The organism is Arthrobacter globiformis (assembly GCF_046536215.2).
Taxonomy (GTDB): Bacteria; Actinomycetota; Actinomycetes; order Actinomycetales; family Micrococcaceae; genus Arthrobacter; species Arthrobacter globiformis_E.
The window spans coordinates 879,590-899,821 of the sequence record NZ_CM143421.1; the positions used below are offsets into that span (position 1 = coordinate 879,590).

Consider the following 20,232-nt stretch of genomic DNA (forward strand, 5'->3'; position numbering starts at 1 on the left):
GGAGCCTGACCGCTTCGGCCCCGGGGACCCTGGCCCTAAAGTCCCTTCCACCTCCAGAGGTCAACATGGCTATACAACAGTTGGAAAAACACGAGCACGCCAGCCGGAGGACCGCCCCCGAAATCACCGTCTCCGGAATCGGCAAACGCTACGGTGCAACCACGGTGCTGAAGGAAGTCACCCTGTCCGTTAGGCCCGGGGAAATCCACGGCATCATGGGGGAAAACGGCGCGGGGAAAAGCACCCTGCTGAAAATCCTGGGCGGTGCCATCGTGGCCGACTCAGGCACCATGGAATTGGACGGCCATCAGGTCAGGATCACAACGCCCCGGGACGCCATCTCCCACGGGATTTCCCTCATCTCCCAGGAACTGGCACTGATCCCCAACCTGTCGGTGCTGGAGAATGTCTTCCTGGGCCGCTGGTCGAATAAGGGAAGTCTCCTCTCCCTCAACCGGGACGGCGAGCATTTTGCCCGGCTCTTGGAAGAGACAGGTTTTGACCTGGACCCGAGGGCAACCGTGGGGAACCTGCCTATCGGACAACAACAGCAGGTGGAAATCCTGAAGGCCCTCGCCCGCGGGGCGAAGGTGCTGTGCATGGACGAACCCACGGCAGTCCTTAACGAGGCCGAAAAGGAAAAACTCCTGCACGTCATCAAAAGGTTGGCCCGTACCGGAACTACCGTGCTGATCGTCTCCCACTACCTGGAGGAAGTTCTGGAGTTGGTGGACCGCGTGACCATTCTGCGCGACGGACAGCACATCGTCACCGAAGACGCCACCGGCCATACGCCGCAGTCGCTCGTGCGGCTGATGGTGGGCCGGGAGGTCGCCTTCCTTATCCCGGACGTTCCGCAGGTCCCGTCCGAAGCTGAGACGGTTGTCCGGGTGGCCGGATTGACCAGTGCCAAGGTCAAGGACATATCTTTGGAGGTCCGCCGCGGAGAAATTCTGGGTATCGCCGGGCTGGTGGGTAGCGGCCGCAGCGAGACCCTCCTCGCCATTTTCGGGGCAGACCGGACCACCGGCGGCCACGTCGAAATCAACGGCCGCCGCATCCGCCCCAGCTCCATTCGGGACGCCATCAAGGCCGGTATCGCCCTCATTCCAGAGTCCCGGAAAGAACAGGGTTTGATCATGTCCCGCCCGGCCGCCGAGAACATCGCCCTCTCGACTCTGCCCGCACGTTCATGGGCCGGCTTCGTTCGGGCACGGAGGGAAAGGACGGCCGTCAAGGACGTCAGCAGGTCGGTTGACCTGCGGGGAGCCCGCCCGGGACAGCCTGTATCCAACCTTTCCGGCGGGAACCAGCAGAAGGCACTTTTCGCCAAATGGCTGTTGACCCCTCCGGCGGTACTGCTGGTGGATGAACCCACCCGGGGAGTGGACATCGCCGCCAAAGCCCGGATCCACAGCATCATCGTTGAACTGGCTGCGAAGGGCACAGCAGTCATCGTCGTCAGCTCCGAGCTCGAGGAAGTGCTCGGCCTGTCCCACCGTATCCATGTCATGCGGCACGGGCGCATCGTTGCCGAGTTCGACCGGCACGCCTCCCGCGATGAAGTCATGACTTCCGCTTTTCTGAAATAGGTGAATGCAAATGACCACAACGACAGTTGCCGTGCCCGCGGCGGCAGAGAAAAAGTTCAATCTCAATCTCAAAGACTTCGGGATCGTTTTTGGCCTGGCGGCCATCATGCTGTTCCTGGCCCTGAACACCGGAACATTCCTCACCGGCCGCAACTTCATCAACCTGTTCGACCAGGCAGCCGTGGTGGGGCTGCTCGCCGCGGCAGCCACGCTGTGCATCATCAGCGGGGTCTTTGACCTCTCCTCCACCGCCACCCTCGCGGTCTCCGCCATTTCGGGCGTGATGCTCACCCAGCATTTCGGCGTTGCAGCCGGCTTCTTCGGGGCTTTGCTGGTGGGTGCCCTGCTGGGGACGGTTACCGGGCTGATTGTGGTCAGCACGAAGGTCAACTCGTTCATCGGGACACTGGCGGTGAGCATCATTTACCGGGGCCTGGCGATCGTGATCACCGGCGGCGCAATTGTCGCACCGCTGCCTGAGCAGCTCGCTTCCTTCCAGACCTGGACGTGGCCCAGCCTCTTCGGCCTCACCGCCGGTTCGGTCTTGATGCTGGCGATGACCATAGTGCTGGGCATCGTTCTGTGGCGCACCACCTTCGGCCGCAGGATCTACGCGGTAGGCGGCAACCAGGAAGCGGCCCGCCTCAGCGGCATCCGTACCGGCTCAATTCACGTTGCGGTCTTCGCTATCAGTGGCCTCTGCTCTGCAATGGCCGGGATGATCCTGGCCTCGCGTGCCGGCTCGGCGCAGCCGGCCATGGCCATCGGCATCGAACTCACCGCCATCGCCGCTGTGGTCATCGGCGGCACCAGCATCCTGGGCGGGCAGGGCGCCATGTGGAGGGCCTTCGTGGGAGTCATGATCCTCACCGTCATCAGCAACGGTTTCAACCTGCTGCACTGGGATACCACCTACCAGCAGGTGGTGACAGGCGTCCTCATCCTGGTGGCCGTAGCAGCCGACGGATTGTTCTTCCGCAAATCCACCAGATGACCGTCCAGGGTGGACCCTAGAGATATGACATGGATGTATCGCGGGGCTGGGGCCCGGCAGGAAGCTGAACAGGAGGCCCGGCAATGCGGATAGGACTGATGCTCCAGGGCAGCAGTTGCCGGGCGCTCGTCCTGGAGGGACGCTCCGTCGTCTCGGTGGCCGAACAGCGGCAGGCCGGCAGCCTGGCTGACGCACTGGACAGCGTCCTGTCCTCCTTGCGCCTGCAGTTCGGAAGCCTGATCACAGACGTAACAGCCGACGTCGGACGCGTCCTCGCCGCGGCCCAGCCAGGGGACGTCGTGGCTGTCCGCATCTCTCCCCGCCCTCCGGCTGACCAGTTCCACAACACGAGGTTGCCGGCGCTCATTGAGCCCGCAGTCACCAGGACCGTGCATGTCCGCGGCGGCCACGACCTGCGGGGACGGCCGCTGGCGCCGCTGGACCTGAGCGCATTCCTGCTTGAATTGCCCTCCATCCTGTCTGGAGGCGTGCGGAACGTCGCCATCACAGCCGTCGGCTCCACCGCCTCTGCCGAGCACGAAACCCGCATCGCGGATGCCATCCTGTCCAACAACAGCGACATGCGGATCAGCATCTCCAGTGATTTCTACTCAAGCGTGTTCCGCGACCGTGACTACACAGCCGTCCTTAACAGCGCCCTGATGGAATCGGGCGAAGAGCTGGCGGCAATGCTGGAAGAGGCCGGAATGCGCCACTTCCCCGCCGCCGCCCTGTCCTATGCAAGGAACGACGGCGGCCGGGCGCCCCTTGCGCGGCTGGCGGTAGCCCCCGTGCATGCGCTCCGTCCGGAACCTGCCATGGCGATCCTCGGCGTGGCAACGCTGGGCGGGCTGTGCGACGGCGAAGTGGTTGTCTGCGCCGATGAAGGTGTGAGCGTGGGGACCATCCGCAGTGGCCTTCCTGTTGCGCACAGCCTTATCCGGCAAGGGTATGAAGCGAGCCTCGCCACCAACGCCGCCATCGTGGAACCATACACGGCCAACCATCCGGTCCGGCCCGACATCCCGTCAGTGGTCGCCGACATTCGCGCCAGCCAGGACACCCCGCCTGAACACGGCCTGCTGCCAACACTTCCGGGTGTCCGGGACCTGGGCCTCATAGGCTGTGCCGCGACACCGCTCACAGCGTGGATCGACAGGCTCGAAAGGGTCAGCGGACAGGCCGAACTGCAGCGGGTGCAGCACCGGGCCGAGGAGGAAGCCAGCTCGGCGGTAGTGCAGTTGGGTGCCAGCCCCACAGACACCCGCATCATCGAATCAAACGTCTTCGCCATGCCCTACGGGAACCCCGGAATCGTTCGGATCCGGGTCCGGGCTGCTGGTGGGACGTCCAATTCGGTCGAAATGACCCTGGCCGCCCAAGCCATCGGGGTCACGGCATGAGCACCGTCCTCACGGCCGACGACGTGGGGCACCTCCGAACCGGCGCCCATTTCCTGGCCTGCGCCATCGATCCCACCGCCATCCACGTCTACGCCAGCATGATCCAGGAGGCAATGCAGGACAGGTCCATCGAGCTCATCACCGTGGATGAACTCGCCTCGGAGGACTTGGTGGTGGCTGTCGGCATGGTGACCCAAGGCCTGTTCATTGCTGACATGCCACCCGTGGGAGACGAATTCACGGGCTGTATCGAGGCCATCGAAACCAGGCTCGGACGCAAGGTGCGGGCCATCTATTCACTCGCCGCCGCCAACATCAACGGAATCATTCCGCTGATGGTGGGGCTGCAGTCTTCCCTTCCTGTAATCGACTCCGATCCGATGGGGCGCGTCTTTCCCCTGATCTGCCAGACCACCTTGAACATCGGTGGGGTGGCTATCGGCCCCATAGCGCTCATGGGAGTGACCGGTGAGCGGGCGCTGGTGGAGGCGGGTGATCCGCAGCGCGCCGAGACTCTCGTCCGCGCTCTCGTCACCGAGCTCGGCGGCTGGGCCGCCACCGTGATGTATCCATGTTCTGCGCGGCAGCTGGCAGAGCATGGAGTCCACGGCTCCATCAGCCGGATGATCCGCATAGGAGAGATCCTTGACGCCGAAACCTCGGCGGAGAGCAAATTCCTGTCACTTGCCGACTTCCTGGGCGTGACGCGGATTGCACGGGCGCGGGTGAGCCACATCGAAGGTCTCTCCCGCCCCACTGACCTGGGACTGCCGGCGCAGCCCTCCAGTGTGACCCTGGAGGATGAAACCACCGGGCAGATCATCCGGCTGGAGATCCAGAATGAGATTCTGCTGGTGCTCGTGGACGGTGCCGTTGCGGCGGCCGTCCCCGACATGGTGACGCTGCTCAACTCTGAGCACGGCTCTGTGGCCAGCCTGGACGACCTCACGGTAGGCAACGTCGTGGATGTGCTCAAACTCAATGCCGCGCCGCAATGGTACTCGGAGGCGGGGCTGGATCTGGCCGAACCGGCTGCATTCGGCATTCCGCTCAAGCATCCAAGGCGGCACCGTGGCTAGGTCGAGGAAGGACACCCGGCTCGATGTTGCGGGCCTGCTGGCGCACGGGTCGCTGCGCGGCACCACCCCGTTGTATCTCCCCCCCGCCAGCGCCCTGATTGAAAGCGTCGTTCTGGTCTCCCAGCTTGAGGCTATCCAGCGAGTGCGGCCGAACACCGTTGTGGTCCTCTCTGCAGAAATGGGCTCGGGCGGATGGCTCGTATCGGCCGCACTGAGGCATGCGTGGGAGCGGCGGGCCAGCGCCGTCGTCGTCGCCGGGAGCACGTATTCCAGTGCTGTGATCGGCCTGGCTGAGCGGCTGGGCATCACCCTCTTGGCGGCGGAAGAAGACCCCGCAGGAGTTGCTTTGGCTTTGGCCGCTGAAATCGGTGCCGCACTGTCCGTGGTGGATGCCGAGCTCGCCCGGTTCGCCCGGGCCGTGGCCCAGGACACTACGCTTGCTGACGTCCTCAAGACCATCTCCGGTGAACTGGACGGTGTGGGCGTCTCGCTGGAATACGACGGCATCGTCCTTGCCTCAGCCGGTATTGCCCCGCGGGACCCGGCAGAGGTCATCACGGTTGACGTAGGCGCTGCCAACGCCGCCGTCCCTTCCGCCCTCACCGCGCGCGTACCCGCCTCCGGCGTCCTCAACCTACGCCTGGTCCGATCGATCCTGGAAGTGGCTGCCCCTTCCGTGAGGGCCGCATGGTTGATGAGCAATTCGCGGGAGACTGCCCGTGCCGTTCCCACCGCGGCACTGGCCGGGCTGGACCAAGGCCCAGGTTCTTCGGGCAGGGTCTTTGAGGAAGACCACCGGCACCTCCTCTCACAGCTTGGGTGGCGCCGGCACGAATGCTACGCGGCTGTGTGGATCTGCCGCAGCGGCGGCATGTACGCGTCCGGAAACGACTTGACCGCTGTGCTGAGGCTGCTCTGGCGGAAGGTCGCTGCACGCAGTCCCCTGGCGGAGGTCGACGGCGGCTGGCTGGCACTTGTTCCGGCCGCACACGAGGCAGTTGTGGCACAGCTTGAACTCCGGCTCAAGGCACGGCTGCAGCCTGCCCTGGCCGAACTGGGCCTGGTGGCCGGCCTGTCCCGCTGGGCGGACGAGGCTCCACCGCTTCCGTCCATCATTCAGGAGGCGCGGCTGGCTGCTGTCTCGGCCCGGTCAGCGGGACAAGGCACGGTCCTGGGCTTCGCCGGCCTGGGCGTAGCCGCGGCCACCACATTCGTCGACAGGGACGCTGTGGCCCTGGTGGCTGAGCTGACCCTGCCAAGGCTGATGGCCTCTCCTGACAGGGACGCGATAGTGGCTGCGGTAGCAGCATTCCTTGATCACCGCGGGGCGGTAAGCGTGGCTGCAGCCGCCCTCGACGTGCACCGCAACACCCTCCAGGCCCGGCTGACCCGTGCGCGGGAACTGGGCGTCCCGTTGGACACTCCTTCCGAGTTGCTGTCCGTCCATCTGATCCTGGGCGTGCTGCAGGCGACAGCACAAGGAAAACGAACTTTTAAAGATCCCACGTAACCAGAAAGGACTCCCATGAGTTCCCAATTTGAATCCTTCGACGACGTCTACGCCTTCGCCAGGGAGAACGTCGGCGTCCGTCTCTTCACTGCCTCCGTCATCGCCGACGAAGGCAGCAGCATGGCGCGCGTCTACACCACCCACCCCGAGGTCTACCCCCTTGGCGGAAAGAAGACCCTCGCGGGAGACACCAACCCCGTGTGGCTGGAGCAGGTCCTCATTGGCCAGCAGCCGTTCCTGGGCGCTGACAGGGAAGCGGTCAGGGCTTTCTTCTTCGACTCCGGAACCATCGAATCGCTGGGATGCGGCGCGATCGTCAATGTTCCGGTGGTGAGCGGCGGCCGTACGATCGGCTCGATGAACTTCCTGGCGCCCGAAGGCAGCTATGACCAGTCCTCGGTGGACGCCGCCGTCGAGGTTGCGAGGCGCTCTGTCCAGCTCCTCGAAGATTCTCTGGCAGCCACCAGCTAGCGTGCGCCCTGCAACAGGAAGGAAACACACCACGTGATCCCCAACTCTCAGGGAAACCTGACCATTCGGAACGCCAGGATCTTCGACGGCGAATCACCCGCACTCATTGAGGGCTCCATCATTGTCCGCGACGGCAGGATCACCGCCATAGGCAGCACCGACGAAGGCAGTGGCGCCGGAAACGTACTCGACGCGGGCGGCCGGGTGGTGATTCCCGGCCTCATCGATGCCCACTTCCATGCCTACGCGCTCAGCCTGACCTCGGCGATAAACGAAACCGGGCCGTTGAGCTACTCAGCCCTGGCCGGTGCCCGCAGGCTTGAGGCCGCGCTCGGCCGGGGCTTCACCTCAGTCCGGGATGTGGCCGGGGGTGATGTAGGCCTGGCAACTGCCATCGAGGAAGGACTGTACCCCGGTCCCCGGTACTTCTTTACCGGTCCGGCGCTGAGCCAGACCGGCGGTCACGGCGACATCCGCGCCGCGAACGATGGAAGCTGCTTCCATGGCGGCCACATGTGCGAGGTGGTGGACGGCGTCGAGGACTTGCTGCTGGCGGTGCGCCACCGGTTCCGGACCGGTGCGACGGCCATCAAGCTCATGACCTCCGGAGGAGTGATTTCTCCTGTCGATCCGATCCGTGTGCCCCAGTACAGCGCGGCGGAAATCCGCGTGGTCACCGAAGAGGCATCGCGGCGGGGCAGCTACGCCACCGCGCACGCCTACTCACCAGAAGCCATTACGCACTCAGTCCTCAACGGAGTCCGCTGCATCGAACACGGCAACCTACTGGATGCTGAAACCGCCCGCCTCATGGCGGAGAATGACGTCTACCTCGTGCCCACGTTGGTGACGTACGACGCGATGGGCCGCCGTGGAGCGGAAATCGGGCTTACCGAGGTGGGCGCCGCCAAGAACCAGGAAGTACTGGCCGCCGGCAAGAACGCCGTCACACTGGCGCGCGACGCCGGAGTCCGGATTGGTTTCGGCAGCGACCTCATGGGTGAGCTCGAGGATGAACAGCTAGCCGGGCTTCGCCTGCAGTGCGAAGTGTTGGGCGTCTATGACGCACTCCGCTCTGCGACCTCAACGAACGCGGCACTGCTCCGGCGCGAAGACCTGGGCCGCATCGCGAAGGGGGCATGCGCGGACTTGGTGATACTAGACGGCAATCCCTTCGAGGAGCCCTCAGTGCTCTGGGACGGGAGCCGGAATCGCACCGTCATCAAGGCCGGCCGCGTTGTCCCCTCCGGCGGCCTTCCGGTGGGTTCTGCCATGACAGACGAGGCCCTCAGCGGCGCCTCCGCATGACGGCTTGCCCGGACAGCAGGGCGACGAAGTTGACGGCGCGAGGGCCCGCCGTCGTCTTCGTCGCTCTGAGGCTTTGGCCCGCGATGCTGCTCTGTACGTAGGTCCTTGAACTGGTTGTACCGGCCATTCGACACTCGGGCCCGGCGGCGCGCTTCGATGGCGATCGTGGTGCAGACGAACGAGTCACCTGACGTCCAGCCCCCTGCGTGGTCAGGAAGACATTACCCTGACCGGCTTTGATGCCGTCCCGAAGCCCCCTTCTATACACCCTCGCTCACCAATGTCCACCAGGGCTTGGCCGGCGTAAGCAAGAATGTGGGTCAGCATCTGCACGACTTGATATGCCAAGCGGCTCGAGGCGCACCTCAAGTTGACCACGCGAGCGTACATTTCCCGGCAAGCCTTTTGAGCGCGTGATTGGAGTTAAGGCTCCGTGCCGACTGGGGCTGCCCGAGCGTCATGTTGTTGTCCGGCACGGAGGCAATGAACAGGTATGAAGAACACAAAGTGCAGCGGGCACCTCACCTCGGAACACCGCTCAAGATGCACAGTGTCATGCAGTCGACGCCGGAGGTAACGATGAAGAAGCAGGAGGAAACCACGAACCGGACAGGAGCAAACCCAGTGAAGGACCAAGAACGCGGGAAAGAAGTCCGGGCCAGATTTTTCTCAGGTCATATTGCCCAGGCCACTGACCACTATGAACTGGTAACGAAGGACGCACCGTCGAACGGCAAGGCAGGCAAGGAGGCAACCAGCCACCAATGAAAAAGGCCCGAAGGGGCCCAACGAGTGAACAATATGTGCACACTCAGAGGCTAAAAAGCCCCTGAACAGGGGAAACACGTGCCCGAGCTGGGACTCGAACCAGGCTCCTCCCCCTGCAAATCCGCCCCTCACCCGAAAACATCCCCAATCCGGCCCAGTCCGATGCCGCTCCAACCGAATCCGAAGCGCAGGGTGTGCACATTGTGCACACCCTCTTTTGTGGGCATCTTGAGCCCCAACCCATCGAGGGGCACGGCTGTTTTGGGCGTGGGAAATCCCCTCTCCACTACCAACTGCCCCGCACGCCAACTGCGAGGAGACGACGTTCCCGGACTCAGGGGCGGATCGCCGTCGCACGAAAAATGAGTTGAGCAGTGATGTGCGGAACAAGCCGACGACTTGGGTTCAGCCAGAGTCATGGCGGCGGGACCTCTCTCAACGGAAAGTCAACGGTCACCTTGATTGGCCTCAAGGTTCTGCTACGTTTTCACAGGTTCCGGGCAACAGACTGGGCGGGCGTAGTGACATCCGCCTGCCGCCGTGGGCCCAGGGAGTGCCGGGCCCGGCCGTCACACCAGCACAGTCGTCCGGGCCCGGTCACTAAAACACAGCACTTCGGATCCAGCCACTCCGCGAACCGTTGGCGGTGCCCTTGCCGACTCATCTCAGGGCAGCGTCGCGCAGAGCGGAGCGCGGTCCCACATCTGCGAGCCAAATGCAGCCGGCGAGTGTGAAGGCAAGACGAACACCGCAGTAGTGCCAATGGTGCGGACGTGCTTCGTTGGTACCGGTACTTCACTGCGGGCAGGATCCCATTCAACTTGTCAGGGGTCATAACGTCCTTCCCGGATCCTCGCTCGTACGGCGAAAACGTTATGGCCCCTCGCGGCAGGCCCCGGACCGGCCGGCCGCAGCCGGCGTCCCGCTCCGAGCGCATAGACTTCGAAGTGGATTCCTAACCCCGACCGCAAGGACCGCCATGCCTGCCCTTGGCCCCGAATATCTGACCTTCCATTACAACTGCGAGTACCGCGGCTTCCCGGGACCGGAACACGACCCGGAAGCGGCGGGCAACGCCGCAAGTCTCCGGCCATGACAGCACCAGGAGAGCTGCGTAGTGAAGCCGCCACGTTCCTGTCCCGGCGGCTGCAGCCCGCCATTTTCAACCACAGTCGCCGCGTCTACGAACTGGCCAAGGCCATCGCCGAGCACGAAGGCTGCGCCGTCGACCTGGACGCCCTGCACATTGCATCACTGTTCCACGATGCGGGCACGGCCGACGAGTATGACGGCCCGCAGCGGTTTGAAATCGAGGGAGCCGATGCCGCCGCCGCCTTCCTCGCCGATCAGGGCTGGGACGCTCACCGGATCGACGACGTGTGGGAAGCCATCGCACTGCACACCTCACCCCAGATCGCCGAACGGAGAGGGCCACTCACCCGCTACCTGAGGCTCGGTGTGCGGACCGACTTCGGTGACCTCACTTTGTTGCCCGGCGCAGAGATACGCCGTGTCGAGATCCAGAGGACGTACCCGAGACTCATGATCGAAAAAGTGCTGGAGGATGCTGTCGTCAGCCAAGCGCTCAGAAACGAAAACAAGGCACCTTCAGCCTCCTGGCCCGCGGCATTGCTGCAAGCCCACCGAAGCGACCCAGGGCGCCCAGGAATCAGCCCTGCTTTCTAGCAGCATCTGCGTTGCCCGAGGCATGCGCCAATAATCGAGACGAAACTCCGACCGACGGTTAGCTGGCCCGAGATTGGCTACTTCCAGACGCGTTCAGCGATCAGCAAGTCGAGCGATTGGGTTTCAGATGCAACCTTCCGATGGCCGGGCCTGCCCCCATCGCCCCACGATCTGGCCCACACTCAGGTTGACGAAAGGTCGACTATCGGCTCTTTCAAGCGTCCAGGGGATAGGTCTCTCGAGAGCGTAAAAGACAGCGCCGACTTACCGTCAGGTCAAGCAGAGCGACTGGCACTAACGGGGTGCGGCCCCGTTTTCGGCGCTCGTGATTTTGAGAGTCCACATTGAGAACCACTAATGCCGTCCCGGCGCTGGAGCGGGTCGACCGTGTGGTCTAGTCAACGACGTTTTCCTCGACCAGCCGCCCAAAGTCCTAAGCGTGCTGGACGGCCGGACATTCGCCAGCCGTGGGCACGGGCCATGTCCGCATGCCTCCCCCCACCATCATCCTTGACGGTGCCAGGCTCAAGTGGCCAGCACAGCGTCGCCTCGGAACGGTGGTCCGTTCCGAGGCTTTGCGTGAACCCTGGCTAGGTGCTGGTTAACATCCCGCGATGCTCAATCAGCGACTGGTGGCAAATCCATTGGATGGGCTGTCCGCAGCTTCTTGGGACTCGACCCGAAATACGCGAAGTTGCAATGCCAAGGTTGAGTAGTAGCCCACCAAGGTCACCAACTCAAAGACCGTGCGCCGGCCGAGCAGTTCCTCCGCCTCATACCAAGCGCAATCACCAAGGTCTCCGTCGAGCAGCGCCAGGACCGTCCGGCCGACCAGCGATTCAACTCCGTCGAAGGGTGTCATATCTTCGCGCCGGATAGCGTGCAGCTCATCCTGGGTGAATCCGAGGGCCCGCGCTATGGCTTCGTGGGATTCACGTTCGAAGGTTGAACATTGTCGGGCGGCGACAGCGAGAATGGCGAGTTCGCGCGCCCGATCGGGCAGTTCGGTTTCGTAGCGCAGTGCAGCGCCGAGCGATTGAAGCGCCATTCCGACTGACGGCGACAACAGGAAGTCGCCGAACGGCCCATTGAGACGGCCTTGGTCATCCGTTAGGGCGAAGTGTTGCGGGCCTTGGGCCCTGGTGCCCTGGGTGATGGCTTCGTAGAGCTTCTTCTGGTCCAGCTCCATTTGGTTCGGCCGCAGGCTATCAGTGCGTCGCAGCATCTTAGGCATTGACTCCGTGGATGGGGCTGTCAACCCGGTCCTCCATGTCTGCACCCAGGTGCACGCCTGTACGGTCGCGGACCAAGAGGGTGGCGATGATGGATACCACCACCATCACTTCCAGGTAGATTGTCACGGCGCCGGTGGACCCCGTGGCTTGCACAAGGGCCTGTGCGATGGTGGGAGCGAATGCACCGCCAACGATGGCGCCCAATGCGTAGGCGATGGAAACCCCGGAGAAGCGCACCGCCGCAGGGAAGATTTCGGTGTAGTGCGCTGACAAGGGGCCGATGACCATTCCCAGGCCGACAGTCACCAGGGTCAGTCCGGCGAAGAGGCCCACGGTGGACGCAGTGTTCACCAGCGGGAAAAGGACGAGGAGTGCGGCGGCGAGCAGGAGCCACCCGAGGAGCATCGTCTTACGGCGTCCGAGCTTGTCGGAAAGCCATCCGCCAATGAGGGTGAAAATCAGCCAGGAAACGGCCGAGGCAGTGACCACCCAGAGGACCTCCCCGGGGTTCAAACCAACAGGGCCCGCAGGATCGGTGGCATACCGCTGGATGTAGCCGCCGGTAGTCATGTACCCGGCAGCCTGGCTTGCGGAAGGAATCAAGGCTGCCAGCAGGACCAGGCGCCAATGCTTCCTGAAGAGCTCGACAATCGGCGCACGGGCTTCCTTCTTGCGTTCGGCCAGTTCGCTGAATACCGGGCTCTCATCCACCCGACGTCGGATGTAGTAACCAATGACGATCAGCGCCACGGAAAGGATGAACGGTATGCGCCAGCCCCACTCGAGGAAAGCCGCAGCTGGCGCGATGAGTGTCATCGTGGCCAGCATGCCCGACGCCAGCAGCAGCCCAAGGGGGGTTCCGATCTGCGGTGATGCGCCGAAGATTCCACGCCGGCGCGTTGGAGCGTGCTCAACGGCCAGGAGAGCAGCGCCTCCCCACTCACCTCCCGCCGAGATGCCCTGCAGGATCCTTAACAGGACCAGCAGTATTGGAGCAATCAATCCTATGGAATCGAAGGTTGGCAACAAGCCGATCAGGGCGGTCGAAGCACCCATCAGGACCAGGGTAGCCATCAAGACAACGCGGCGGCCGTAACGGTCACCGAAGTGCCCGGCAAGGAAAGCACCGAGGGGTCGGAATAAGAAGCTGATGCCAACCGTCAGGAATGCCAGAAGCGGCGCCGCGGCTTCTCCGGCAGGTTCGAAGTAGACCTTAGTGAAGATAAGGCCAGCTGCGGTGGCGTAGAGGAAGAAGTCGTACCACTCGATCGTGGTACCGGCAACGGTGGCAAAGACCACGCGTCGGCGTTCGCGGGAGCTGCTGCGCAGCTCCGGGCTCCGCATAGACGTCCGTTCTGTCATGTCATGTCCTTTCCCAAGTCACACCTTTGTAGAGGGGAAATCATAGAGTTTCGCACAGCAGAACACGTTCTGCTGTGGGGAATGATCACACGCTACTTCAGTGGGGATTGCCGCACAACCCCCCGCTTGTTCAGCCTAGCGAGGGGTTGCCTATGTCGAACTACAACTGCTAGCGTCCTCGTATTGTCCGCAGAACAGAACGTGTTCTATCTGATGGAACAATAAACAGACGATTCATCCAGAGGTGGAGTACCAATGTCTTGGGGCGCAATTTCCGAAATGGGGCCGGTATCGATCCGGACCTCCAATCTTGAACAGTCCATCTTCGACGCAACGCAGATCCTTGGTCTCCGGGAAACTGCGCGCGCCGACGGAGTCTCCTATCTGGCAGCCGCAGATGTGCATCATGAGCTGACCTACGTCGAGTCCGACGTCGACGGCCTGGAAGCCTTGGGGCTCCTCGCCGCTAACGGCGATGCGCTCAGGGATGTACGACGGAGGGTAGAGGACCAAGGCTTCCTGGTCGTCTCAGAGAAGCCCACTGGAGAGGGCGTAGAGGACGGCTTCACGTTCATCGGCCCGGAGGGCTTCGCCTTCGAAATTTCCCTGGGCCTGCAAAAGGCCGGCATCACCCCCAAGGGTTTCGGCCCAAACCGGTACGGCCACTTCAACTTCCATCCCCAAGATCACTACGGAATGGTGCAATTCCTGACCAAGGTCCTCGATTTCCGGATTTCCGATGTGATCGGCACCGGAGGTTCGCGGGGCTACTTCCTGCGCTGCAACACAGAACATCACGGCATCGCCGTGCTGCAAGGCCGCGGCACCTTCCATCACCACGCCTGGGAGGTTCAGGGCGTCAGCGACCTCACCAAAGCCGGAGACCGTCTCCACGCCTTGGGACGGGAACTGCTTTGGGGTCCGGTCCGGCACGGTGCGGGCAATAACATTGCCTGCTACTACACGGAACACTCGGGAAACGTGGTGGAGCTCTATACGGACATCGAACAGATCTATGACGACAACCGCGAACCAGTGGTGTGGGAGGACGGCGAGGTGTGGTGGAACCAGTGGAACGACTACCTCCCCGAGGGCTTCCGCGCCTTGGGACTTGCCCCAACCCCCTCCAAGTACCGCCAAAACACCCAGCTGGTGGGGGGACGTTAAGCAATGAAGTTCGTTCGATTCACCAGTGAAGGCGAACTGCCCCGCGTTGGCGTCGTCGTGGACGGCAAATACCGGGTCATCGAGGGCCACCATGATCTGCTCTACTTGATCCAACAGGGCGAAGAAGCCCTGCGGAAAGCCGGCGAACAAGCAATCCTGGCAGGCGCCGTCGTCGATCCTGCAACGGTCCGCAACCTCTCCCCGATTGCCACGCCACCTACTTTCCGCGACTTCTATGCCTTCGAACAGCACGTCAAGGCCGGACGGGAGTCGCGGGGCCTGGAGATGAATCCCCTCTGGTACAAGATCCCCGTCTTCTACTTCTCCAACCCCTACAACCTCAAGGGCGAAGGCGAGATCCCGATGACCCCGGGATCCGAACGTTTCGACTTCGAGCTCGAAGTCGCCGCAGTGGTCGGCAAAGGCGGGCAGGACCTCACGGCCGAGGAGGGCGAAGACGCCATCATCGGTTACAGCATCCTCTGCGACTGGAGCGGTCGCGACATCCAGCACGAGGAAATGCTCCTCTCGATGGGGCCCGTGAAAGGCAAGGACACAGCCACTTCCCTCGGCCCCTGGCTGGTCACCAAGGACGAGCTGGAGCCGTACCGGACGGCAACGGGTTTTGACCGGGCCATGTCCCTCAAAGTCAATGGCGTCGAATACTCCCGGGCCAACTGGGCTGACGTCCACTACTCGTTCGGGGAGATGGTTTCCTATGCTAGCCGTGGCACCGAGGTTCGCCCGGGCGACGTCTTCGGCTCAGGCACCTGCGGCACGGGGTGCATCCTTGAACTGAGCCGCACCCACGGCGAGGGTGAGTTCCCGTGGCTGCAGGCCGGTGACGAGGTGCTGATCGAAATCGAGGGCCTTGGAACCCAAAGCACCACGGTTGCCAAGACCCCGCAGCCGGCGTCGTTCCGCCGTCAGGGACTGGAGTAGGAGATGGAAGCAGCCACGAACTATGACGTCGCGATCGTCGGCTATGGCCCTGTAGGCCAGACCCTGGCCACGCTGTTGGGACGTCAAGGGTGCTCGGTCCTGGTTCTGGACAAGCAAGCCGGCCTCTATCCACTGCCCCGGGCCTGCCACCTGGACCATGAGGCAATGCGGATCCTGCAGGCGATGGGGATCTCTGAGGAGATCAACGCAGCGATCGTTCCTGCCCGCGAGTACCTGCTCCTCCGCGCCGACCTGAGCGTCCTGTCCAACCTGCCACGTGGCTGGGAAACTCCAAGCGGCTGGGAATCCTCTTACCACTTCTATCAGCCGGATATCGAGGACCTCTTCGACGCGGCGGCCAAGTCGACCCCGGGCGTGACAGTGCGCCAGTCGACTAACGTCCGGACAGTATCCGACCTCGGCGACCGCGTCGCGTTGACGCTCGACGGCGGCGCGGAACCTGTCTTTGCCCGTTTCGTTGTGGGGGCGGACGGCGCCAACAGCCTTGTCCGGGAGCAGGCGGAGATCTCGAGGGACGACCTCGGCTTCGAGGCGACGTGGGTAGTCGTTGATGTGGAAATGAAGGAGGGGACCAAGGCCCCTGATGTTCCGGACACCGGCCAGGTGCTGGATCCTGCGCAACCTTCACACATGGCCTGGCTGGGGGGTGACCACTACCGCTGGGAGTTCATGATCGTCGATGGAGCCGATCCTGTGGAGGCGGCCAAGCCGGAGAACGTCTGGCCCAAGCTTCGCCGATGGATCACGGAGGACACGGTAACCCTTCTACGGTCCACCACATATACGTTCCAATCCTTGGTGGCCTCGACCTTCAACCAGGGCCGGATCTTGTTGGCGGGAGATGCTGCACATCTGATGCCGCCGTTCATGGGCCAAGGGATGATCAGCGGAATGCGGGATGCAATGACGCTGTCCTGGGTGCTCAACAAGGTGCTTGAGGGCACCGCTCCGATCGATTTCATGGACGCCTATACCGAAAGCCGACGGCCCCACGTGACGGAGTACATCGCAGAGTCGGTCCGTGTAGGCCAGATGGTCTGCGAGACGAATCCCGCCAAAGCAGCCGAACGGGACCGAAAGCTGGAAGCCCAAACGGAAGCCAATCCGCCGTTCCAGCCGCAGCTGGGAGCCGGGTTCGTAGACGGCCCTTTGGGCGGCCGACTGGCCGTTCAACCGCGCATTGCAAGTTCCAAAGGCGTCCTTTTGGGCGATGTCCTCGGCTCCTCGTTGATGCTGCTGACGGTTCACCCGGACGTGCTGGATGGCTTGTCGGCCAGCGCCAGGCGTCAACTGGAATTGCTGGACGTCTCAATAGCCGCTATCAGCCCGCAGCCGACTGAAGCCTCGCCGGGGGCCAGCAGCCTTGTTGAACAAGGAAGCCGCTTCGCTGACTGGCTGGGTGCCGCTGACGCCGATTGGGTGTTGGTCAGGCCGGATGCGTACGTGTTCGACGCTGGCAGGGGCTCGGAGGCTTTGGAGGAATCCGTTAACAAACTTCTGGCTTACGTCACCCGGCATTCACCGTTGTTGGACCGAAATGAAGAGGCCGGCGTGCTTGTGGAAGGGACCGTTCGTGCGTAATGCCCGCAGGGTCCATGGTCTGTCTATGCTGGCTACAGACGACCCACACACGAAGAGGCTGAGTTCCATGAACGTCACCGTCCCCGAGGAGTCCTCGACGGATCCGGCATACCGGTATCCGATCGAGTCCGTTGAGAATGCCGCCCGCACCCTCCTCATGCTGCGTTCGAGGGCCAGCATCCGCGTCGTCGACGTCTCTGAGGAACTTGGTGCGGCACGGTCGACGGCGCACCGAATGGTCTCCACGCTAGCCCAGGCCGGATTGTTGGAACGCCACCCAACGGACAAGTCCTTCGTCGCTGGTCCGGCGTTGATGCAATTAGCGCAAGCGCTGACAAACAAGGGCGACATCCGTACTGAGATCGAGCCGACCCTTGCTTGGCTGGCGAGACAGACCGGGGAGACTGCCCACTACCTGGTGCTCAAGGAAGACCAGGCGTTGTTCCTTGCATGCGTCGAAAGCCCGCACATTATCCGCGCCGTCTCCAGGGTGGGAGATCGCCTTCCGGCCCATATAACTTCGGCTGGAAAGTGCCTTCTGGCAGCCCTTCCCCCGGGAGAAGTGGATCAAATGTTTTCCGGGGAACGCAACTGGACCACCGGCACCGATCTGGCGATCCACGACCGCAACCACTTGCTTGCCGAACTCGCCCAAATCTCCAACCGCGGTTGGGCCCTGAACAATGAAGAAAGCGAACCCGGCGTCATAGGAGTCAGTGCCGTGGTCCGCGACGACCACGGGGAAGTCCTCGGCGCAGTGACGGTCTCCGGGCCGGCGGAGCGTATGCGACCCCGGATCACGGAAATCGTTGCAGCAGTCCGCACCGCCACGGACGATTTCCGACTTCACAGGGGCTGACAGGACCCCGACTTCAGCTCGCGAGTAACCGCGCGGACACCGCGCTATTCCTGACCAAGACAACGTCGTCATATAACCGCGCCATAAAGGCGCGCAGGAGGAAACTCATGAATGCCCTGATCACGCCGGCAGCCACCACCGAACGGACCTCGCCTGTCCATAGCGGGGACCTTTACGGCAGGGACCAATACGCTCAGGTTACGGAGACCGACCAAGAACTTAGGGCCTTCGTTGAAGGTGCTGAGCTGCCGGTCCTCATGGCCGCGCTTGCCGCAGCACTGAAGGACATGTCGCTGCTGGAGCCGGAGCTCTCCCCACCTTTGCCGCCCATGGGCGCCACCACCCAGTCCCACGGCGGCCTGAACGAGGACCAGATCGCCCGCGGCCGGCGCATTGCCTTCGAAGGGCTGCGGCGCCTGCGCGATGAAAACATTCGGACCGTGGGGGAACTTACCGCGGAACAGGCCGATTACATCCTGGACTGGTTTACCGGCGGGCGCACCAGCTCCGATCCGAGCTGGGCGGGAGAGATGCAGCACGAATTGCTCATTAGCCCCCAACGGAACGGCTCGGCCAATTGGTCCTTCGAGGAGCTATCCCAGGGGCGAACCTTCGAGACGCTGATTGTGGGCGCCGGCGTTTCCGGCATCGCTGCAGCATACAGACTCAAGGAAGCCGGACTCCCCTACACCTGGATTGAATCCTCCCACCGGGTTGGGGGAACGTGGTGGAAGAACCACTACCCTGGAGTCCGCTTGGACACCCCGACCTACGGGTACAGCTTTTCCTTCGCGCAGCGCGATGACTGGCCTCATCAGTTCGCCAAGGGCGAGGAAGTCCTTGAGTACCTGGAAACAGTGGTGGCCCGCGCAGAGCTAGCCGATGAACTCGAACTCCACACGTGGCTGGAGAAGGCCGAGTTCGATGAGGGAACCAGGACGTGGACAGCCACCACCGGATCCGCGGATGGGACCCGGCAGATCCGCCGGTTCAACGCCATCATCACCTGCGTCGGCCAGCTCGATCATCCCCACATTCCAACGTGGCCCGGGCAGGAGGAATTCACGGGAGCGCAGATGCACTCGCAGGAGTGGGACCACTCCGTGGACCTGCGCGGCAAGAAGGTAGCGGTGATCGGTACCGGTGCCAGCGCCTACCAAATCATCCCGGCAATCGTCGATCAGGTGGAAAGCCTTCACGTCTTCCAGCGCAGCGCGCCTTGGATGCTGCCCGCGGAGAGCTATCACGAGCCGATGTCGGAGGCCGCTCAATGGCTGCACTCAAAGGTTCCCCATTACGGCAAGTGGTTCCGTCTCTGGGTTACTGCACTTGGCATCGAAGGTCGCATCAACGTCGCCACGGTCGAGGAGGGGTGGGACAAAGCCCCGCTGAGTGTCAGCCCCAGGAACGAGGCCTTCCGCCAGGAAGTCATCCGCCGCATGGAGCTCCAGTACGAAGGCCGTCCGGACTTGCTCGAAAAAGCAATCCCCAACTACCCGCCGTCGGCCAAGCGCCTGCTGCGGGACAACGGCGTCTGGGCTGCGGCGCTCATGGCACCAGTCACCACGGTGGTGTCATCAGGGCTGGAGTCGTTCACCCCCACCGGGCTGGTGACCGGCACCGGAGGGCACATCGATGTGGACGTGGTGATCTACGCGACCGGGTTCCGCCCCTCCGACTACTTGGACCCCATTGAGATCGTTGGGCGCGGCCGCCTGGAAATCCACGACTACTGGCAGGGAGATGCAAAGGGGTTCGCGGGAATCACGGTGCCTCATTTCCCGAACCTGTTCATGATGCTGGGACCCAACACCACCGGTGTGGCCGCCGGCGGTCTGCACATCATGATGGAGCGCGCCGCCGAGTATGCGGTTGAGGCAATCCACCAGCTCCTCCTGCGGGACAAGGCCGCGCTCGACCTGAAACAGGAAGCACTCGACCGTCATATCGAGTGGGTGGACGCCGAGAACCGCCGGATGACGTGGGGCCAACCCTACGTAACCAACTGGTATAAGAACCGATACAGCAGGGTCTCCCAGGTCTGGCCTTTCAAGACGACCGAATACTGGAGGATCACCGAAAGAGTCGATGCCGATGACTACGAATTCCTGCGGTGATAAGCGCCGGACCGGTCCAGACGTGGTTCACTTCTTGCACCCCGGTCACCGCTTCGAGCCGTCCTTTACCATCCATCGTCCAGGCGCTGTACGGACTCGCAATCGTGGAAGTGGATCATCTTTCGCTCGTTCAGTTC

Annotated in this window: 16 protein-coding genes; 14 read left to right on the plus strand and 2 right to left on the minus strand. The window is 63.0% G+C overall.

Features of this window, described 5'->3' with window-relative positions:
- Positions 1-65 precede the first annotated feature (65 nt).
- The 9 genes from R5O87_RS04025 (at position 66) to R5O87_RS04065 (ending at position 10,811) form a co-directional block, all read left to right on the plus strand.
- Positions 66-1,592 (plus strand): sugar ABC transporter ATP-binding protein, encoded by a 1,527-nt coding sequence (locus tag R5O87_RS04025; RefSeq protein ID WP_410557150.1) that lies wholly within the window; start codon positions 66-68, stop codon positions 1,590-1,592.
- 10 nt (positions 1,593-1,602) lie between these two features.
- On the plus strand, positions 1,603-2,586 hold the full coding sequence (locus tag R5O87_RS04030) for an ABC transporter permease (protein ID WP_410557149.1): 984 nt from the start codon (positions 1,603-1,605) through the stop codon (positions 2,584-2,586).
- An 83-nt stretch (positions 2,587-2,669) separates the two neighbouring features.
- Positions 2,670-3,989 carry a hydantoinase/oxoprolinase N-terminal domain-containing protein gene (locus R5O87_RS04035; protein WP_410557148.1) on the plus strand — a complete coding sequence of 440 codons (1,320 nt, stop codon included), beginning with the start codon at positions 2,670-2,672 and terminating at the stop codon, positions 3,987-3,989.
- Positions 3,986-5,068 (plus strand): DUF917 domain-containing protein, encoded by a 1,083-nt coding sequence (locus R5O87_RS04040; RefSeq protein WP_410557147.1) that lies wholly within the window; start codon positions 3,986-3,988, stop codon positions 5,066-5,068. The genes R5O87_RS04035 and R5O87_RS04040 overlap by 4 nt, the downstream gene beginning before the upstream one ends.
- On the plus strand, positions 5,061-6,578 hold the full coding sequence (locus tag R5O87_RS04045; RefSeq protein WP_410557146.1) for a helix-turn-helix domain-containing protein: 1,518 nt from the start codon (positions 5,061-5,063) through the stop codon (positions 6,576-6,578). Before R5O87_RS04040 ends, R5O87_RS04045 begins: the two co-directional genes overlap by 8 nt.
- Before the next feature lie 15 nt (positions 6,579-6,593).
- Positions 6,594-7,049: a GAF domain-containing protein gene (locus tag R5O87_RS04050; protein ID WP_410557145.1), complete on the plus strand. Its 456-nt coding sequence runs from the start codon at positions 6,594-6,596 to the stop codon at positions 7,047-7,049.
- A gap of 33 nt (positions 7,050-7,082) precedes the next feature.
- On the plus strand, positions 7,083-8,357 hold the full coding sequence (locus R5O87_RS04055) for a metal-dependent hydrolase family protein (RefSeq protein WP_410557143.1): 1,275 nt from the start codon (positions 7,083-7,085) through the stop codon (positions 8,355-8,357).
- 579 nt (positions 8,358-8,936) lie between these two features.
- Complete coding sequence (locus R5O87_RS04060) at positions 8,937-9,125, plus strand: hypothetical protein (protein ID WP_410557142.1); 189 nt, start codon at positions 8,937-8,939, stop codon at positions 9,123-9,125.
- 1,092 nt (positions 9,126-10,217) lie between these two features.
- Positions 10,218-10,811: an HD domain-containing protein gene (locus R5O87_RS04065; protein WP_410557140.1), complete on the plus strand. Its 594-nt coding sequence runs from the start codon at positions 10,218-10,220 to the stop codon at positions 10,809-10,811.
- A 622-nt stretch (positions 10,812-11,433) separates the two neighbouring features.
- Here the strand turns inward: R5O87_RS04065 and R5O87_RS04070 are convergent.
- On the minus strand, positions 11,434-12,045 hold the full coding sequence (locus tag R5O87_RS04070; RefSeq protein ID WP_410557138.1) for a carboxymuconolactone decarboxylase family protein: 612 nt from the start codon (positions 12,043-12,045) through the stop codon (positions 11,434-11,436).
- Positions 12,038-13,408, minus strand: a complete 1,371-nt coding sequence (locus tag R5O87_RS04075) for an MFS transporter (RefSeq protein WP_410557136.1) — start codon at positions 13,406-13,408, stop codon at positions 12,038-12,040. Before R5O87_RS04075 ends, R5O87_RS04070 begins: the two co-directional genes overlap by 8 nt.
- Positions 13,409-13,663: 255 nt before the next feature.
- Between R5O87_RS04075 and R5O87_RS04080 the strand changes: the two genes are divergently transcribed.
- The 5 genes from R5O87_RS04080 to R5O87_RS04100 all read left to right on the plus strand — a co-directional run bounded on the left by R5O87_RS04080 (position 13,664) and on the right by R5O87_RS04100 (position 20,095).
- Complete coding sequence (locus R5O87_RS04080; RefSeq protein ID WP_410557135.1) at positions 13,664-14,575, plus strand: VOC family protein; 912 nt, start codon at positions 13,664-13,666, stop codon at positions 14,573-14,575.
- A gap of 3 nt (positions 14,576-14,578) precedes the next feature.
- Positions 14,579-15,517: a fumarylacetoacetate hydrolase family protein gene (locus tag R5O87_RS04085; protein WP_410557134.1), complete on the plus strand. Its 939-nt coding sequence runs from the start codon at positions 14,579-14,581 to the stop codon at positions 15,515-15,517.
- A gap of 3 nt (positions 15,518-15,520) precedes the next feature.
- Positions 15,521-17,119, plus strand: coding sequence for a bifunctional 3-(3-hydroxy-phenyl)propionate/3-hydroxycinnamic acid hydroxylase (locus tag R5O87_RS04090; RefSeq protein WP_410557133.1), 1,599 nt, complete (start codon positions 15,521-15,523; stop codon positions 17,117-17,119).
- A 67-nt stretch (positions 17,120-17,186) separates the two neighbouring features.
- Positions 17,187-17,978 carry an IclR family transcriptional regulator gene (locus R5O87_RS04095; RefSeq protein ID WP_410557132.1) on the plus strand — a complete coding sequence of 264 codons (792 nt, stop codon included), beginning with the start codon at positions 17,187-17,189 and terminating at the stop codon, positions 17,976-17,978.
- 107 nt (positions 17,979-18,085) lie between these two features.
- Positions 18,086-20,095: a flavin-containing monooxygenase gene (locus R5O87_RS04100; protein ID WP_410557131.1), complete on the plus strand. Its 2,010-nt coding sequence runs from the start codon at positions 18,086-18,088 to the stop codon at positions 20,093-20,095.
- Positions 20,096-20,232 lie beyond the last annotated feature (137 nt).

What these genes read in the sequence shown, in the direction of transcription:
- R5O87_RS04075 (WP_410557136.1), bottom strand. Translation starts at nt 13,408, where the DNA reads ATGACAGAACGGACGTCTATGCGGAGCCCGGAGCTGCGCAGCAGCTCC.
- R5O87_RS04090 (WP_410557133.1), top strand. Translation starts at nt 15,521, where the DNA reads ATGGAAGCAGCCACGAACTATGACGTCGCGATCGTCGGCTATGGCCCT.
- R5O87_RS04100 (WP_410557131.1), top strand. Translation starts at nt 18,086, where the DNA reads ATGAATGCCCTGATCACGCCGGCAGCCACCACCGAACGGACCTCGCCT.
- R5O87_RS04035 (WP_410557148.1), top strand. Translation starts at nt 2,670, where the DNA reads ATGCGGATAGGACTGATGCTCCAGGGCAGCAGTTGCCGGGCGCTCGTC.
- R5O87_RS04085 (WP_410557134.1), top strand. Translation starts at nt 14,579, where the DNA reads ATGAAGTTCGTTCGATTCACCAGTGAAGGCGAACTGCCCCGCGTTGGC.
- R5O87_RS04050 (WP_410557145.1), top strand. Translation starts at nt 6,594, where the DNA reads ATGAGTTCCCAATTTGAATCCTTCGACGACGTCTACGCCTTCGCCAGG.
- R5O87_RS04030 (WP_410557149.1), top strand. Translation starts at nt 1,603, where the DNA reads ATGACCACAACGACAGTTGCCGTGCCCGCGGCGGCAGAGAAAAAGTTC.
- R5O87_RS04095 (WP_410557132.1), top strand. Translation starts at nt 17,187, where the DNA reads ATGAACGTCACCGTCCCCGAGGAGTCCTCGACGGATCCGGCATACCGG.
- R5O87_RS04080 (WP_410557135.1), top strand. Translation starts at nt 13,664, where the DNA reads ATGTCTTGGGGCGCAATTTCCGAAATGGGGCCGGTATCGATCCGGACC.
- R5O87_RS04065 (WP_410557140.1), top strand. Translation starts at nt 10,218, where the DNA reads ATGACAGCACCAGGAGAGCTGCGTAGTGAAGCCGCCACGTTCCTGTCC.
- R5O87_RS04025 (WP_410557150.1), top strand. Translation starts at nt 66, where the DNA reads ATGGCTATACAACAGTTGGAAAAACACGAGCACGCCAGCCGGAGGACC.
- R5O87_RS04040 (WP_410557147.1), top strand. Translation starts at nt 3,986, where the DNA reads ATGAGCACCGTCCTCACGGCCGACGACGTGGGGCACCTCCGAACCGGC.
- R5O87_RS04070 (WP_410557138.1), bottom strand. Translation starts at nt 12,045, where the DNA reads ATGCCTAAGATGCTGCGACGCACTGATAGCCTGCGGCCGAACCAAATG.
- R5O87_RS04060 (WP_410557142.1), top strand. Translation starts at nt 8,937, where the DNA reads ATGAAGAAGCAGGAGGAAACCACGAACCGGACAGGAGCAAACCCAGTG.